Raw genomic sequence first — 15,904 nt, 5'->3', positions numbered from 1 at the left:
TTTTATCTGATCAAATTCACTAAATATGAAAACGTTTCATCATTAGCAAATTTTATACTCACGATTTTAATTTAAACATCGTCCGACATATATTTCAAGTGAAAAAATTGTAACACCAAGAAAAAATATATATTACAGATTTCAAAAAAATTCAGTTAAATCTTGTATATATTTAAAAATATGACATATTATATAAAACTGTACTACATAAATCACTAATGCTGTTACATATACCTAGCTTTATTTATGTGTTGCAAACCAAGTATTTAATTGATCCATAATGTCTTCCATCGCCTTCATGTTAGAGAATTTAGGCAACTCCACTAATAACGCCTGTTTTGGCATTGTTACATTAGCGCCTTTCTTTTGGAGAACAAATATACTTTTTGCATTTTTCTCGTTTTTAAACATGGAAACAGGAAGCTGTAATAACCCTTGAATAAAGCATGTTTCTTTAATAAATGCATGGAATTTTGGTGCTTGGTCACTTTCAAAAATGAAGTTTGGTACTAAGAAGAATAAGTACCCGCCCTCTTTCGTATGTTTCACACTTTGTTCAATAAATAAGTGATGGGCATATGACATTCCTTCATCTGCTTTTAATTTATATTCACTTGCACCGATTTCGTTTGGATAATAACCAACTGGCAAGTCTGAAACGACTGCATCAACTGGATCGATATAAAGTGGTGCTAGTCCATCTTGATGGAAGAATTCGATTGCATGCTTTTGTAAATTTGCATTTACTAAAGCAAGTTTAATTAGCACTTCATCCACTTCTACACCAAATCCACTCATTGTTAGTCCTTCTTTGGCGCTATTAAACACTGTAGTCATTAAGTTACCTGTTCCAATTGCAGGATCTAAAACTGTAATTTCATTTTGCCCTTGCATAAATTTATGGAATAAATAACTCATAAACATACCAACTGCATCAGGTGTCATTTCATGATTCGCTTGTACGCCTTCTTTCATTCCTTTTAAGATGGCTAACTGAAATGCTTTACGAATTTCTTCACCTTTATATGTTTCTTCATTAAACGTACTATATTCACGATTCAGCCTTTCAATTGCTGATTCGGATAATTCTTCTTGTAAAATCGCTCCCTCAAACAAGTTATCACCTGTTTCTACAAGCGCCTCTAAATATGTTACATCTAATTCTTTACGTAAAACTACCGCAGAAGAATCAAAAATAGAAAATAATGTTTCTACTGTCTGACTCACGTACATTCCTCCTTCTCTCTTTTACACATAACTTATATCATACCACAAAGTGATTTTTTCCAAAAAGAAAAAGCGACCTCCTGTAAAGAGCTCCCCTTTAGTTATATATGATATAACGTTTTTTCTCATATATCGATGCCGTTACAGAGCAATATATGAGAAAAAACGACCTCTTTATAAGAGGTCATTTTCTTCACATTACTTCGCAGATTTAGCTGCTTCTAATGCTGCTTCATAGTTTGGATGGCTTGTACCTTCGCTTACGTATTCTACGTAAACTACTTTGTCATTGCTATCTACTACGAATACTGCACGAGCAAGTAAACGAAGTTCTTTCATTACTAAGCCGTAAGCTTCACCGAATGAAAGGTCGCGGTGGTCAGAAAGTGTTACAACATTTTCTAAACCGTTTGCTGCACACCAGCGTTTTTGAGCGAATGGTAAATCAGCGCTAATTGTTAATACTTTTGCGTTTTCAATACCTGCTGCATCTTGGTTAAAACGACGTGTTTGTGCATCACACACACCTGTGTCGATTGAAGGTACAACACTAATTAATTTCACTTCGCCTTTGTATGTTTCTAAACTTACTGGAGATAAGTCGTTTGCTAATACTTGGAAGTTTGGCGCTTGATCGCCAACTTTAACTTCTGTTCCAACTAAAGTCATTGGATTACCTTTAAAAGTTACGTTTGCCACTTGAAAATCCTCCCTTATTTAAACAAAATATGTACAATGTAAATGATAGTTTGTCCCTATCGATAATGCAAATAAAATCGCTTTATTTACAAAAAAATTAAAGAAGCTAACCTATTGATTAGCTTCTTTATTCGTTAAATTTGAAATTCAGGATCATCTTCTTTTCGTTTATCCATCATTTCTTTCACTTTATCAACAGCTTGTGGCGCTAATTCAATTATTTTATCGATGACATGTGTTTGTTTATCTAAGTGCAATACTTTCACACCATCTCCATTTATAACAAGAAAAGCAACAGGATTAATAGAAACTCCCCCACCACTTCCCCCGCCAAATGGATGGCGGCCTGAATGTTCTACTTTACCAAATTCACTTCCACCAGCAGCAAATCCGAAACTTACTTTCGAAACAGTAAGAATTACACTTCCATCTGCCGCTTTAATTGGGTCACCAACAATTGTATTTACATCAGTCATTTGTTTTAAATGCTGCATTGCTGTTGTCATTAAACCTTGAATTGGATGTTCCATTCTATATCCCCCCTATGCTTGAACAGATTTTTCTGTCATACCAGATCTTTGCTTCCTCATAAATATGAGCAATTTCACCGCTGTTTTTATAGTGCGGAATATACGAAAAGATGCTGTTAACTCACATCTTGATGCAAATCCTTTTCCTTGAAAAACTGGGGTAATTTCAAATTCTGGTACGTCGACAATATGCATATATTGTCCGACAACTCCAGCAGCCATACCTTTTGTCCCCCATGCATATCCAGTGACAATTCCAGTACTAGCTGCGTCGCCTGCTCCAATTTGTGTATGCCATTTCCAACCATTGATTTTCACTCGTTTGAGAAAATCTTTAACAATAGTATGAACTTCTTGAAGCTTTTTTATCAGTTCACCAATGCTGTCAAGTTGCGCCATAATTTTATTATCGAGTCCGCCGTCCTCTTCAGCTTTTTCGATTTTCTGTCCTGTCTTTTTCTGCTGTTTTTCAATTCTTTCCAACACATCAAATGTATATCGAATCATCCATATTTTCACTTGAAGCAAACATTTCTTTTCCATTTCTGAATATAAAAATGTCACCTTAAGCTTTATTTTTGACAATAGTATAAACAAAATAAAAAGAAGAAGAATTATTATTCCAATTACGAGCCACTTCATACGTATCATCCTTTCACTCCGTACCCATTATCGACAACTTTATTCATCATTAAACAGAGTTCTATAAGATTGAATATAAAAATTTTTCTAAAAATAAAAAGGTATTTTGACATTTTATATCGAAATATATTATTTGAACATATCATCAGGGAACGGACTCTAATGATATGTAGCACGAAAAACAGAAAATTTAACTGCAGTGGAGGGATACATAATGGCAGATCGTCGCAATTTATTTTTCTTTTATGGTGATGACAAAGCAACGCTCGTTGAAAAAATGAAACCAATCTATCGTATTTTAGAAGAGAATGGATTTACCATATTAGATCATCCAAAAAATGCAAACGCTATCGTCAGTGTTGGAGATGATGCAACCTTCTTACAAGCCGTTCGTAAAACTGGTTTTAGGGAAGATTGCTTATACGCAGGGATTTCTACGAAAGATGAAACTTCGTTCTACTGCGATTTCCATATTGATCACGTTGATACAGCCCTTCAAGAAATTACAAAAAATGAAATTGAAGTGCGTAAATATCCAACAATTCAGGTAGATGTAGATCACAGTACATCTTTCCATTGTTTAAATGAGTTCTCATTACGTTCTAGTATTATAAAAACATTCGTTGTAGATGTTCACGTTGATGATTTATATTTCGAAACATTTAGAGGTGACGGTTTAGTAGTTTCTACCCCAACAGGAAGTACTGCTTACAATAAATCATTGCATGGCGCAGTTGTTGACCCACTTATTCCATGTTTCCAAGTAAGCGAACTAGCATCTTTAAACAACAACACTTACCGTACGCTCGGTTCACCTTTCATTTTAAATCACGAACGTACATTAACTTTAAAACTAAGACCAGACGGTAACGATTATCCTGTTATCGGCATGGATAACGAAGCGCTTAGCATTAAACAAGTGGAAAAAGCTGTTGTACGCTTAAGCGATAAACAAATTAAAACAGTTAAATTAAAAAACAATTCTTTCTGGGAAAAAGTACAGAGAACGTTTTTATAGGATTAAAATAACCGCAGAATTATGGAATTCCATAATTCTGCGGTTATTTATTTACCCCGATTGGCGCGGACAATACTCTCTTACTATCCACCCGTTATTCTTGTCAGTTTTTGTCGGTAATTCGATATATTTTAATAATCGCTCATATATTTCGAGTTACGATAGATATATTTCAATAATCGCTTATATATTTCGAGTTACAGTCGATATATTCCGAAAATCGCTCATATATTTTTACGCATCTTTTCTATAGACAACTTGGCCATCTATTACGGTCATTTCTGCTTCTACTTCTTTTATTTCTTCTGCCTCAATTTCAAACATATTGCGGTCTAATATTGTAAAGTCTGCTTCATATCCTTTTGTAATTTGCCCTCGCTTCGCTTCTTTTCCAATTGCATAGGCACTTCCTGTTGTAAATAAAGAAACAGCCTCATATACCGTTAATCTTTCCTCAGGCATATAGCATACACCGTCAATAAAACTTCTACGTGTAACAGCGCTATATATACCTAGAAACGGATTTACTTGTTCAATGGGGGCATCTGAGCCACCATTACAATGTAGCCCTGCTTCCAGTAATGTCTTCCAAGCATACGCATAACGAAGACGGCGCTCTCCTAGTTTTTCAATGACTGACGGAAAATCTGATGAAAGAAAGACTGGCTGTATATCTATAATGACTTGCAAGTTTTTCATTCTTTCAATTAACTCCTCACGAGCAAGCTGACAATGAATAATGCGGTCACGTAACCCTTTTGCTGGTGGATATAATTCGAGTGCATCAATGACATATTCAAGCGATAAATCACCGATAGTATGAATCGCAACTGGCATATGTAAATCTCGTGCTTTCTTCACTAATTCTGCAAGTTCTTCACATGAGAAAATCGCAACCCCATTCGTTTCCTTCGCATCTTCATACGGTTCACTTAATAATGCTGTTCTTCCGCCAAAAGAACCGTCAGAAAAAATTTTCATTGCCCCAAATTCAATATAATGTTCATTTTCATATTCTTTTCGTTCATGTGCTACTTCATGGTGAACGAGCAAATGGGCTTTAAATGGCATTTCTTTTATCACATGAGAAAACGCATTATGCGTTTTTCTAAAACCACCATAATAATTTAAATCTTCCGTATGCCCGCCAACAAGTCCGTATTTCCAGCAATCTTTAATCGCTGTTTGCAGAGCTCTTTGTAAATAAGCTTCATCAATTTCTGGCTGAACATGTTTAATTAATTCTTGCCCTTGTTCATATAAAAGTCCTGTTAACTTATTTGATGAATCTCTGCCAATTTTCCCGCCTTTTGGATCTTCTGTCGCTTCTGTTATATTCGCTTCTTGCAGTATGTATGAATTCACCCATGTAACGTGACGACAAACTCTCTTTAATAAAATAGGATGGTCTTTCGAAATTTCATCTAAATTACGCGCGTGAACATCTTTCGTATCTGTAAAGTTATTTTCATTCCATCCTTCTCCAATAATCCAAGAGCCCTTTGGAGCTTCTTCTACTCGCTTATGAACAAGAGCCAGTACTTCGCTATAAGATGTACAATTTGATAAATCTAGACGGAGTAATCTCTCTCCATGCCCAATAAGATGCATATGGCTATCAACGAGACCTGGGATCATTGTTTTTCCTTTTAGGTCATGTAACTTTACGTTTGAATATCTGCTTTCTAATTCTCCCTTATTACCAGCATCAACAATTATGCCGTTTTCAACGTAAACAGCTTCCACTTTTTCATTTTCTTCTCTCATTGTGTAAATGGTGCCGCCATACCAAATTTCTCCCATATATCCCATCTCCTTTATTTTTTATTGTATAAAAAAAAGCACCATTTCAAAACATGGTGCTTTTCTAAAAATTACTTTTGTTCAGTAGTAGACGTTGTAACTTGCCATTCAATATTAAATTTATCTTTTACTTGTCCGTATGCTGGGCTCCAGAATGTTTCTTGAAGTGGCATGATAACTTCTCCACCTTCTTGTAACTTATCGAATACTTCTTTTGCTTTTTCTGCATTACTAATTTGAATTGCGATTGTTACTTGAGATCCGATTGCATGTCCTTGACCTGGGAATGTATCAGAAATCATAAGATCCGTATTACCAACTTTTAAAGTAGCGTGTAAAACGCGCTCTTTCGCTTCAGCTGGAATCGGGTATTCTGGATTTTCAGGCATGTCACCAAAAGTTTGCATGACTTCTACTTTTGCATCTAAAGCCTCTTTATAAAACTGTACAGCTTCTTGCCCACTACCATCTAAAACTAAGTACGGATTAATACCTAAAATCATACGGACACCTCTTTTTTAAGTTTATGAAATCGAACTTGTGTTCGTTTTTATATTATCATTGTTTTGCATTTCATTCAACTATTTACTTCACTGTTTTCAAAATTATTTTGACGGAATCTCCATCTCTTGTTTTCTAAGTTCAATACGGCGAATTTTTCCAGAAATCGTTTTTGGTAGTTCATCTACAAATTCAATTTTGCGAGGGTATTTATATGGTGCAGTGAGTTCTTTGACGTGTTGTTGGAGTGTTGGAATTAATGTTTCTTCGTTCTTTTCTATATTCTCTCTTAATACGATAAATGCCTTCACGACACTTCCACGAATTTCATCAGGACTTGCGACAACTGCACATTCTCTTACGTAAGGATGTTTTACAAGTGCATCCTCTACTTCAAACGGCCCGATTGTATAACCAGAGCTAATAATGATATCATCACCGCGCCCTTCAAACCAGAAGTAGCCGTCTTCATCTTTCTTCGCTTTATCACCTGTAATATAATAATCACCGCGGAATTGCATCGCTGTACGTTCATCATCTTTGTAATATTGTTTAAAGAGGGCCGGCGTTTCAATGTGAACTGCAATATCACCAACTTCACCTACTTTAACCGGAGTACCTTCCTCATTTACGATATCGACGTGGTTACCTGGCGTTGGTTTCCCCATTGATCCTGGTCTAATATCCATCCCTTTCATTACACCAACAAGTAATGTATTTTCCGTTTGCCCATAGCCGTCTCTTACTGTAATATGAAAGTGCTTTTGGAACGTTCCAATGACTTCTCTATTTAACGGCTCACCTGCGGATACAGCGCTATGTAACGCCTCTAAATTGTACTGGCTTAAATCTTCTACCTTTGCCATTAATCTATACTCAGTCGGTGTACAACAAAGTACATTCACCTTATTATCGTCTAATAAGTTCAGGTACGTTTCCGGTTCAAACTTACCGTGATATACAAACCCTGTTGCCCCTGATCCTAGCGTTGCTAAAAACGGGCTCCAAATCCACTTTTGCCAGCCTGGACTAGCTGTTGCCCATACAATATCATTCTCTTCAATTCCGAGCCAATTTGGAGCGCTCGTACGTAAATGAGCGTATGCCCACGCATGTGTATGAACGACACCTTTTGGATTTCCTGTCGTTCCTGACGTGTAAGATAAAAAGACCATATCTTCTTTATCTGTCTTCGCCATTTCTAACCTGTCACTCTCTATTTCTAACGCTGTTTTTAAATTAATCCATCCATCTACTGACTGCTCGCTCAGGACAAATTTTCGAAGAGATTCCATCGCTTCTATATCATCAAACTGCCTAATATACGGCTCATAGCTTACTATCGCTTTTACTTCTCCATGTCCAATTCGATATTCTATATCTTTTTTACGTAACATTTCCGAGCTTGGAATTACGACAAATCCTGCTTTAATAGCAGCAATATACGTCATGTACGCTTCAATTAAACGCGGCATCATAATGAGAAGCTTGTCCCCTTTTTGCAAACCACTTTTTATAAAAGCGTTTCCAATTTTATTCGCACCTTGCATTAATTCAGCGTATGTAACTTCCCTTCGATTCCCTTTATCATCTTGCCAAATTAAAGCTAATTTCCCTTTATCACCCGTATATTTCTCTATTTCAGAAACTAAATTATAAGACGGTGGCGCCAACAATTCTTCTCGCTTCATAAAATATCCTCCCTTTTCTTTATGCCTCCTTTATATAATAAAGAATTTTCTGTTAATTTTGAACCCTCTTCTTTTGACAAATTTTTCAGTTCTGTCGAATTAGTAAACGAAATTACATCAACTTACCGACAAATGGCAACACAAAAAAGAAAGAGCGGGAGAACCCGCTCTTTCTAAGCCATCATATGGGATTATTTTTGGTAACCGCCTAATTGTTGCTCAGCTAGTGAAACTAGACGTTTAGTGATTTCACCACCAACAGAACCGTTAGCGCGAGCTGTTGCATCAGCTCCAAGTTGAACACCAAACTCTTGAGCGATTTCGTATTTCATTTGGTCTAATGCTGATTCAGCACCAGGAACCGCTAATTTATTTGTGCTACGTGACATGTTATATCACCTCCTTGTGAGTATAGAGTGTGATAAATAACATGACTTCATACACGTTTTAGATATGGTAATTTATGGTTTAGAAAAGTTCTTCAAATTTTTCTTCTTCCGCCACTACTTCTATCGTTTGTAATACCATTGTTTCTTTGTTCGCTACAGCTTCATCGATTAATGGTGTGAAATCGTATTTCGCTTCAAAACGATTTGCTTTTTCACGTTTCGGCTTCGTCGCTGGGCTTGCTGGTGTAAATACAGTACAGCAATCTTCATATGGACGAATTGAAATATCATACGTGCCGATTTCTTCAGCGATTTTAATAATCTCTAATTTATCCATCGTAATAAGCGGACGAATAACTGGGTAGTTTGTTACTTCGTTAATCGTATGCATACTATCTAACGTTTGGCTTGCTACTTGCCCAAGACTTTCACCAGTCGTAATTGCAAGTGCGTTACGCTCCTCAGCAATACGTTCTGTAATACGCATCATCATACGGCGCATAACCGTCATTGAATAGCTAGATGGGATTTCTTTATTAATCGTTTTTTGCACTTCTGTAAACGGAACAAGGTGAAGCGTTACTCGTTTACAATACTTCGTTAACTCTTGCGCTAAATCGATTACTTTTTGTTTTGCACGCTCACTTGTGAAAGGTGGACTATGGAAGTGAACTGCTTCCACAGATACGCCGCGTTTCATCGTTAAGTAAGCTGCTACTGGGCTATCAATACCACCAGAAAGAAGTACCATTACTTTTCCGCCAACGCCAACTGGTAAACCGCCAGCTCCCATACGCTCATCACACATAATGTAGCTATAACCACTGCGAATTTCTACACGTACATTTACATCTGGATTATGAACATCTACAGTAATATCTTCTGTATTTTCTAGAATGTGTCCACCAATCTCAGGTAATAATTCCATCGTTCTCATTGGGAAATGCTTATAAGAACGGTGTACAGTAATTTTAAATGTTTTCACATCGCCTTTTACTTGTAAGAAAGCTGCTAATGCACCTTCTTTAATGTCTTCTAATTCTGATGGTACTTTCATCGCTAAGTTAAATTTATGAATGCCAAATACATCTTTCAATCTTTCAGATACCGCTTCATGATCTTCGCCATTTAACTGGATGTACATACGGTCATGTGTTGCATCGATTTTAATATTTGGGAATTTTTTCAGTTTGAACTTCACGTTATCTTTTAATGTGCTTACAAATTTAGAACGGTTCTTACCTTTTGTCGTCATTTCTCCATAACGCACTAAAATATATTCATATTTCAACATAATTTCTTTACCTCATCACTTCATATAATTTTGGCAGCGTCTCTTTTACAATACCTTCAAATTGTTTTACTTCTTCCATTGTGTTTTCTGGTGCCAAACTAATACGAATAGCGCTTGCAGCTGCTGCATGCGGCACTCCCATTGACACTAACACTCTGCTCACTTCATTTGCTTTTGAAGAACAAGCAGATTTCGTTGACACATATACACCGTGTTCTTCTAAAGCATGAACGACTACTTCTGGTTTTAAACCAACAAATGATACATTTAAAATGTGCGGTGCTGCATATGCAAGCGACGTGTTAATCGTTACATCTTCCATCTCTTTAAAGAAACGAACAAGCTCTGCTTGTAAACTTTGCAAATGAGCTACCTTTTCTTTCACTTGTTCCATTGTCATGCGAAGTGCTTTCACCATCGCTACAATGCCAGGTAAATTTTCTGTACCAGAGCGATACTTAAGCTCTTGTTGACCACCTGATAAAATCGGATCTAATCTTACGCCATCGCGTACATAAAGAAGACCTGTTCCTTTTACACTGTGGAATTTATGTCCAGATATTGAGCAAAGATCAATATGAGAAGCATATAAATCAAGCGGTACTTTTCCTATCCCTTGTACATGATCTACATGGAATCTTATTTTCGGATGATTCGATAATAACGTTCCAATTTCAGCAACGGGTTGAATTGCTCCAGTTTCGTTGTTCACATGAATAATTGACACAAGAATCGTATCTTCACGAAGCGCTCGTTTCACATCTTCTACCGATACAACACCATGCTCGTTAACCGGTAAGTATGTTACATCAAACCCGAGTTCTTCTAATTGCTTATATGCTTCAAACACAGACGCGTGTTCAATATTTGTTGTAATGATATGTTTACCACGCGAACGATTCCTCATCGCTATCCCTTTAATCGCAAGGTTATTTCCTTCCGTTCCACCTGATGTAAAAATAATTTCAGAAGGTTTAACACGAAGAAGCTGCGCTGCAATCGTTCTTGATTGTGTTAATAGACGCTCTGCCTCTCCTCCAAGCGAATGAATAGAAGAAGGATTACCAAAATATTTCCCAGCAACCGTCACGTACGATTGAAGAGCTTCTGGATATGGCTTAGTCGTCGCACTATTATCAAAATAGATCATCGTTCTTCCCCTTTCAGCGCTATCACATCGTATAATCATATCATAAATACGTGTCATTACGCTAAGACTACGCAAAGGTTCCGTTTTATCTCGATTGGTGAAGGCTAATAATTGGCGAGGATGCCCTCCTATTACAGTTTCACTTTATCCCGCGTTAACGGGCAATAAGACTCTCACCTCAAAATCCAGTTAGAGCAAAGAAGTTAGATGGGAGATTAACTGCCCGTAAATGCCCGATTGGTGAAGGCTAGTAATCAGTGGGGATGAATCTTCCCATCGATTACAGTTTCACTTTATTTTGAAACGAATAACCTTGCTGTATTCCGCTATTCATTATAGCAACATCGCCTGCAAAATTACATAAAAAAACAAACCCTTTTATGAAAGGGTTTGTTCATTGTCTACATATTCAGCTATTTTTTGAACAACGCCAGGTTCAAGTTGCTCTAATACTGAAGCCGCTTGTTCTAGAGCTGCATCGTATTGGTATTCACGGAATAATTTCTCAGCATAATTTAAACTTTCTGCTAGGTTTTCATCATGACTACGGTAACGGTTACCGTACTGAATTAATTTTTCCACTAAATATGCTTGTCCAATTAACTCTTCTGTCATTTCAGCTACACCGTTCACAGTTGTGTATGCTTCTTCTAAACTGCTATTTACAGCGTTCATATTTAACGGCTTCACTTCTAATTGTTCATATACAGCTTGCATTGCCATTTGCCCTCTTTTTAAATCTTCCATAATACTCTCTGGAAGACCTGGCAAATTCGACTTTTGCATAAAGCGTTTCGTTTCGAAAATAGTATTTCGCATTTCTTGTAACTTCTCACGTGCTTCAAATTCTTCTTTGCGCATCGCTTGCAGCATTTCTTTATATTCTGCATGAAGTACTTTTAACGTTTCACATTGCTCATAAACCTCTTCTAGTTCCTCACGAATAATAGAGAAGGCAATATCTTGTTCTGCAACGCGTAATTGTAGCATTTCAAAACGTTTCGTTAAAATGTGCATTTGCTTTTCAATTACTTTTTGAGACTCAATGTCTTTATCTTGTAACTGATAGCTTTGTTTCACAAGTTGTGTTTCTGTTTTCGTTTCAATCGTTTCGATACGCATTTCTTCTAAGTCATCGTAAACAGAAAGTGTTTTTTGCTCCACATAATGTCTCGCATGTACTTCTTGTTCCAATTGATCGTAGAAGCCATCTAAACGTGTTTTTAAGTTTTCTACTTTTTCAGCCGCTTCTGTTATATGAAGCTCCTGTATATCCATTAAACATGTTTGTAGTTGTTTCGTCATATCGCGAACTTCTTTAGGGACTTCCAAATAATCTAATACATAACCTTGTCTTACCATATCATTATGTCCGTGTAATAAATCTTCCAGCTGAACTGGTAACGTCGCTTGACACTCTACCAATAAATCTGGAATTTGGTGAATAATGATTTCTAAATCTGCTAAACCTTCTTCCAAACTAATAACAATTTCTCTCGCTTTTAAATAGTCGCCATTGTTTGTTGCTTCTTCAAAGGTTTTAAATTTCTCAGATTCAGCGTCTAGCATCTCTTCGATTTTCTGCTCTGCTGCTCCATACATATGTCTATGAGCAAGAACACTCTTTTTCATACTACGATATGTATCACGTAACCCTTCAATTTCCGAGCTATTTTTCTCATGGCTTTCTAACAATTGCTGTAATTCATTTAAAATGTCCGTAATACGATTATCAGCGTCATCTAAACCACTTATGGATTCGTTCATCGCATGCTTTGCTTTTCGGAAGGAGAATTGCGAGGCGAATTTTCGCGCTTGCGCTAAATCTTTGTCAGCTTTCGGAAGGGTTGTTGATACAATTTCATCCCATTCTTCACGCCATTTACCAAACAGTTCTTCTGTTTGACCCGTCATGTTTAAATCTTTTACCCGTTTTAATTCATCTGCCACAGGTTTATCTTTTATCTCTTGTTTCCACTGCTCCAGTGCTTCAATATCTTTATATGAACGATTTCTTATCACAAGCTCTATCATGAGCAGCACTAGAATAGAGCTTACTACAATGATAACGATCGTCAGGATAGAATCCATGCAAAAAAGCCTCCTAGTTATATCTCTTTTTTTGTCCGTTCCGTTTATGAAATGGAAGGCATTATGTATAAAAAGGGAATTCCCCTATATTTAACAACTAACAATGTACTAATCATACCATGTAATGGTTTGTTTTTGACCTAGTTTTTTTAAAAATTTCATGTTCCTTTCAATGTGATTGTAATCTTTCTCAATATTCCGCCTACCTCACTACCTATCCTCAAATGATTGTAATAACAAACAATCTTTCGTATGGGATACGAAATAAATTTTCCGCATGAGTGGTGGTTCAACAGAAATTACATGTACATTTCCTTGCCTTACAGACTGCTCTACTGCCCTTTCTGGAAGTAACGTGATACCAAGGCCAGCTTTTACCATTGCAAGCATCGGTTCTGCGTAAGATGTTTCCACAGCTATAGTTGGTTTTACACCTATTTCATGAAACATGTTCATAATCATTTTCCTTACATCACATATTTCTGGATATACAATTAATTTTTCATTGTGCAGCTCTTCTATTTGAATGACTATCTTCTCTTTGTACGGATGATTATTTGAAACGGCACAAACAATTTTTTCTTGTTGCACTTCTTTTATATACGTAGCACCTTCTACTACTGAATCGATGAACATCGCGTCAATCTCCCGCGCTTTAAATAACTCTCTTAATACTTCCGTATGTCCGATTTGCCATTCCACTTCGCACTCATCACCTAATATATCTTTACATTCTGATATGTAATGCTCCGCTAAACTCGGTAGTATACCAATTGAAAACTTCCGGTTCTCTTGATACCCCCTCATTTCTGTTTTCACTTCATTTATTTGTTCCAAAATCGGTAACATTCTTTTTATAAATAACTCTCCTGCCTCCGTTAACTCTACTCCTTGCGCAGAACGTTTAAGTAAAGTAACCTCTAAATCCGCTTCTAACTTTTGAATTTGTTTACTAAGCGCTGGTTGCGATATATGTAAAATCTTACTTGCCTTTGATAAACTTCGCGTATGCTTCACTTCAATAAACGATCGTACTGCCTCCAAATCCATCGTACACACCTCTAACAAAAAGTTATAACCGTTATAAGAAATCGATATTTCCTCCTATAAACAATTACTCTTTATACTTATTTCATCAACTTACTATAACGAAATGTAAAGGGGAAAGATACTCTTGAACAAAAAACAAATGCTACTCGGATCCTTTCTATGCTTACTCGCCGTCACTGCCTGGGGATTTATGTTTCCTGTAATGGCAAATGCTCTGCAATTTATCGATCCATTCTTCTTCACAACGCTTCGCTATGGATCAGCAGCTATTATTTTTCTTATTTTGCTATTAATTACTGAAGGAAAGACTTCACTCCGCTTAGAAAAAAGAACACTTTCTCTATTCTTTTACGGGACAGTCGGTTTCGCGGGGTATGGTTTTCTCGTTTTCTACGGACAACAACTTGCCGGACCTTCCGGAGCAATCCATGCAGCTATGATTCAATCCCTTATGCCACTGATTGCCTTATCACTGCAATGGATAACGAAAAATCGCCGCCCACAAAACTATACATTCCTTTGTATGTTCGTTGCATTACTTGGTGTTATGCTTGTCATTTCAAAAGGAAATATTGAATTACTATTTGGAGCTGCAAGCCACTTATCAACAAATATATTGATGCTATGCGGCGTTACTTGCTGGGTCATTTATACAAACGGGGGTGCTCGTTTTCAATCTTGGTCACCACTTAGGTACACGACATTAACTTGTTTATTTGGCTCCATTTCACTCATCGTTATTGTTACTTTCTTAACGTACACAAATATAGTTACTATGCCGTCACTGCGTACAGTTGTGAGCGTTCGTTTTGAACTCTTTTATATGTCGATTATCGCAGGCGTTATCGCTGTATTTTGCTGGAATATGGGAAATCGCTATATTTCATCTATTAACGGCATATTATTTATGAATTTAGTTCCTATCCTTGCACTGATTGGTTCTATCTTTCGAGGTTATACAGTCGATAAAATTGAAATCGCTGGAGCTGCATTAACAATTATCGCGCTATTATGTAACAATTTATGGCAAAGAAAAGTAAACATAAAAATCCCCACCTCAGTTCGTTAGGTGGGGATTCTTCACATATGAACAGCTCTTGGCCATTCATGGTACATATTCGCTTTACATAATGCTTGTTCCATCCATTGCTCAATCTCTTTCGTGTACATCTCTATAAAAAATGTCTCAGACGGGAAAGAATGCAGTACTTCTGATATATATTGTGGATATAAAAACGGCATATTTATCATACCTTTTAATTGCGTCATAAACATTGTAAATGATACTTTCTGAAATTCTTGTTTCATTTGTCCTTGTCTAATCATTTGTTCTATATAATATCTTTCTTTAGAAAAATAAACGGTCATCACTTCACGAATTAATGTCGTATCAAGCGAAAGCTCTCGGTAGAAGAAACGTGTTAGTTCTCTATTTTCAAATTGATATCGTAAAATCCCACGCACCATTTGCACCATTACATCTTTAGCCGACAAATACTCTCTCTGTTCAAACGACATTTCAATCACATGAATATATCCTTCTAAAAAATCAGTAATAAGCTGTTCTAATAAACCTTGCTTCCCAGCAAAATAATATGAAATATTCGCTACATTCACATCCGCTCGCTTTGCAATGTCTCGCACCGACGTTCCATCATAACCTTTCGTATTAAACAACGATATTGCCGCATCAATTACTTTTTGTTTCGTCTGCTTCATGCGCTCACTTCCCTTCAATGAACAGCTATAGTTTAAATTTCTTGACTTTTAAGACAAATTCCTTTAATTTTCTATCGACAAAGTCATGTGAAATACATCG

15 protein-coding genes are annotated in these 15,904 nt (G+C 36.6%); 2 read left to right on the top strand and 13 right to left on the bottom strand.

Annotated features, from left to right (window positions below; all coding sequences use genetic code 11):
* Window positions 1-240: 240 nt before the first annotated feature.
* The 4 genes from ACK1U5_RS16425 to ACK1U5_RS16410 all read right to left on the bottom strand — a co-directional run bounded on the left by ACK1U5_RS16425 (window position 241) and on the right by ACK1U5_RS16410 (window position 3,107).
* Window positions 241-1,227 (bottom strand): class I SAM-dependent methyltransferase, encoded by a 987-nt coding sequence (locus tag ACK1U5_RS16425; protein ID WP_113710597.1) that lies wholly within the window; start codon window positions 1,225-1,227, stop codon window positions 241-243.
* A gap of 198 nt (window positions 1,228-1,425) precedes the next feature.
* The gene (gene tpx / locus ACK1U5_RS16420) at window positions 1,426-1,926 is read right to left on the bottom strand and encodes a thiol peroxidase (RefSeq protein ID WP_000024529.1); all 501 of its coding nucleotides are present in this window, start codon (window positions 1,924-1,926) and stop codon (window positions 1,426-1,428) included.
* 134 nt (window positions 1,927-2,060) lie between these two features.
* Window positions 2,061-2,456 carry a GerW family sporulation protein gene (ytfJ, locus tag ACK1U5_RS16415; protein WP_000400935.1) on the bottom strand — a complete coding sequence of 132 codons (396 nt, stop codon included), beginning with the start codon at window positions 2,454-2,456 and terminating at the stop codon, window positions 2,061-2,063.
* A gap of 12 nt (window positions 2,457-2,468) precedes the next feature.
* Window positions 2,469-3,107 carry a DUF2953 domain-containing protein gene (locus tag ACK1U5_RS16410; protein ID WP_002101410.1) on the bottom strand — a complete coding sequence of 213 codons (639 nt, stop codon included), beginning with the start codon at window positions 3,105-3,107 and terminating at the stop codon, window positions 2,469-2,471.
* A gap of 205 nt (window positions 3,108-3,312) precedes the next feature.
* On the opposite strand from ACK1U5_RS16410, the gene ACK1U5_RS16405 reads away from it, so the two are divergent.
* A complete protein-coding gene (locus tag ACK1U5_RS16405) occupies window positions 3,313-4,116 on the top strand; it encodes an NAD kinase (protein ID WP_000785186.1) in 804 nt (267 codons plus the stop codon).
* Window positions 4,117-4,350: 234 nt separating this feature from the next.
* Here ACK1U5_RS16405 and ACK1U5_RS16400 read toward each other — a convergent pair whose 3' ends face one another.
* From ACK1U5_RS16400 to ACK1U5_RS16365, 8 genes are all read right to left on the bottom strand, one after another.
* Window positions 4,351-5,919 (bottom strand): amidohydrolase, encoded by a 1,569-nt coding sequence (locus ACK1U5_RS16400; RefSeq protein WP_113710596.1) that lies wholly within the window; start codon window positions 5,917-5,919, stop codon window positions 4,351-4,353.
* A 71-nt stretch (window positions 5,920-5,990) separates the two neighbouring features.
* Window positions 5,991-6,422 (bottom strand): VOC family protein, encoded by a 432-nt coding sequence (locus tag ACK1U5_RS16395; RefSeq protein WP_000600350.1) that lies wholly within the window; start codon window positions 6,420-6,422, stop codon window positions 5,991-5,993.
* Between the two features lie 102 nt (window positions 6,423-6,524).
* The gene (gene mbcS / locus ACK1U5_RS16390; RefSeq protein WP_087875808.1) at window positions 6,525-8,111 is read right to left on the bottom strand and encodes an acyl-CoA synthetase MbcS; all 1,587 of its coding nucleotides are present in this window, start codon (window positions 8,109-8,111) and stop codon (window positions 6,525-6,527) included.
* A gap of 191 nt (window positions 8,112-8,302) precedes the next feature.
* Window positions 8,303-8,500 (bottom strand): alpha/beta-type small acid-soluble spore protein, encoded by a 198-nt coding sequence (locus tag ACK1U5_RS16385; protein ID WP_000091640.1) that lies wholly within the window; start codon window positions 8,498-8,500, stop codon window positions 8,303-8,305.
* Between the two features lie 79 nt (window positions 8,501-8,579).
* On the bottom strand, window positions 8,580-9,794 hold the full coding sequence (gene thiI, locus ACK1U5_RS16380; protein ID WP_000922336.1) for a tRNA uracil 4-sulfurtransferase ThiI: 1,215 nt from the start codon (window positions 9,792-9,794) through the stop codon (window positions 8,580-8,582).
* 7 nt (window positions 9,795-9,801) lie between these two features.
* Window positions 9,802-10,944, bottom strand: coding sequence for a cysteine desulfurase family protein (locus ACK1U5_RS16375; protein WP_000638991.1), 1,143 nt, complete (start codon window positions 10,942-10,944; stop codon window positions 9,802-9,804).
* 378 nt (window positions 10,945-11,322) lie between these two features.
* A complete protein-coding gene (gene ezrA / locus ACK1U5_RS16370) occupies window positions 11,323-13,035 on the bottom strand; it encodes a septation ring formation regulator EzrA (RefSeq protein ID WP_000377303.1) in 1,713 nt (570 codons plus the stop codon).
* A 210-nt stretch (window positions 13,036-13,245) separates the two neighbouring features.
* Window positions 13,246-14,085: a LysR family transcriptional regulator gene (locus ACK1U5_RS16365; RefSeq protein WP_000362527.1), complete on the bottom strand. Its 840-nt coding sequence runs from the start codon at window positions 14,083-14,085 to the stop codon at window positions 13,246-13,248.
* A gap of 124 nt (window positions 14,086-14,209) precedes the next feature.
* Here ACK1U5_RS16365 and ACK1U5_RS16360 point away from each other — a divergent pair, with 124 nt between their 5' ends.
* Window positions 14,210-15,154, top strand: coding sequence for a DMT family transporter (locus ACK1U5_RS16360; protein ID WP_002101415.1), 945 nt, complete (start codon window positions 14,210-14,212; stop codon window positions 15,152-15,154).
* An 11-nt stretch (window positions 15,155-15,165) separates the two neighbouring features.
* Here ACK1U5_RS16360 and refZ read toward each other — a convergent pair whose 3' ends face one another.
* The gene (refZ, locus tag ACK1U5_RS16355; protein ID WP_000814921.1) at window positions 15,166-15,804 is read right to left on the bottom strand and encodes a forespore capture DNA-binding protein RefZ; all 639 of its coding nucleotides are present in this window, start codon (window positions 15,802-15,804) and stop codon (window positions 15,166-15,168) included.
* Window positions 15,805-15,904: the final 100 nt, after the last annotated feature.

It is taken from the genome of Bacillus sp. XB1, from assembly GCF_053557995.1.
Note: the sequence above shows the minus strand (reverse complement) of the source record. Positions and strands in the feature narration are given on the sequence as shown.

What these genes read in the sequence shown, in the direction of transcription:
- ytfJ (WP_000400935.1), bottom strand. Translation starts at nt 2,456, where the DNA reads ATGGAACATCCAATTCAAGGTTTAATGACAACAGCAATGCAGCATTTA.
- ACK1U5_RS16410 (WP_002101410.1), bottom strand. Translation starts at nt 3,107, where the DNA reads ATGATACGTATGAAGTGGCTCGTAATTGGAATAATAATTCTTCTTCTT.
- ACK1U5_RS16405 (WP_000785186.1), top strand. Translation starts at nt 3,313, where the DNA reads ATGGCAGATCGTCGCAATTTATTTTTCTTTTATGGTGATGACAAAGCA.
- ACK1U5_RS16400 (WP_113710596.1), bottom strand. Translation starts at nt 5,919, where the DNA reads ATGGGAGAAATTTGGTATGGCGGCACCATTTACACAATGAGAGAAGAA.
- ACK1U5_RS16395 (WP_000600350.1), bottom strand. Translation starts at nt 6,422, where the DNA reads ATGATTTTAGGTATTAATCCGTACTTAGTTTTAGATGGTAGTGGGCAA.
- mbcS (WP_087875808.1), bottom strand. Translation starts at nt 8,111, where the DNA reads ATGAAGCGAGAAGAATTGTTGGCGCCACCGTCTTATAATTTAGTTTCT.
- ACK1U5_RS16385 (WP_000091640.1), bottom strand. Translation starts at nt 8,500, where the DNA reads ATGTCACGTAGCACAAATAAATTAGCGGTTCCTGGTGCTGAATCAGCA.
- thiI (WP_000922336.1), bottom strand. Translation starts at nt 9,794, where the DNA reads ATGTTGAAATATGAATATATTTTAGTGCGTTATGGAGAAATGACGACA.
- ACK1U5_RS16375 (WP_000638991.1), bottom strand. Translation starts at nt 10,944, where the DNA reads ATGATCTATTTTGATAATAGTGCGACGACTAAGCCATATCCAGAAGCT.
- ezrA (WP_000377303.1), bottom strand. Translation starts at nt 13,035, where the DNA reads ATGGATTCTATCCTGACGATCGTTATCATTGTAGTAAGCTCTATTCTA.
- ACK1U5_RS16365 (WP_000362527.1), bottom strand. Translation starts at nt 14,085, where the DNA reads ATGGATTTGGAGGCAGTACGATCGTTTATTGAAGTGAAGCATACGCGA.
- refZ (WP_000814921.1), bottom strand. Translation starts at nt 15,804, where the DNA reads ATGAAGCAGACGAAACAAAAAGTAATTGATGCGGCAATATCGTTGTTT.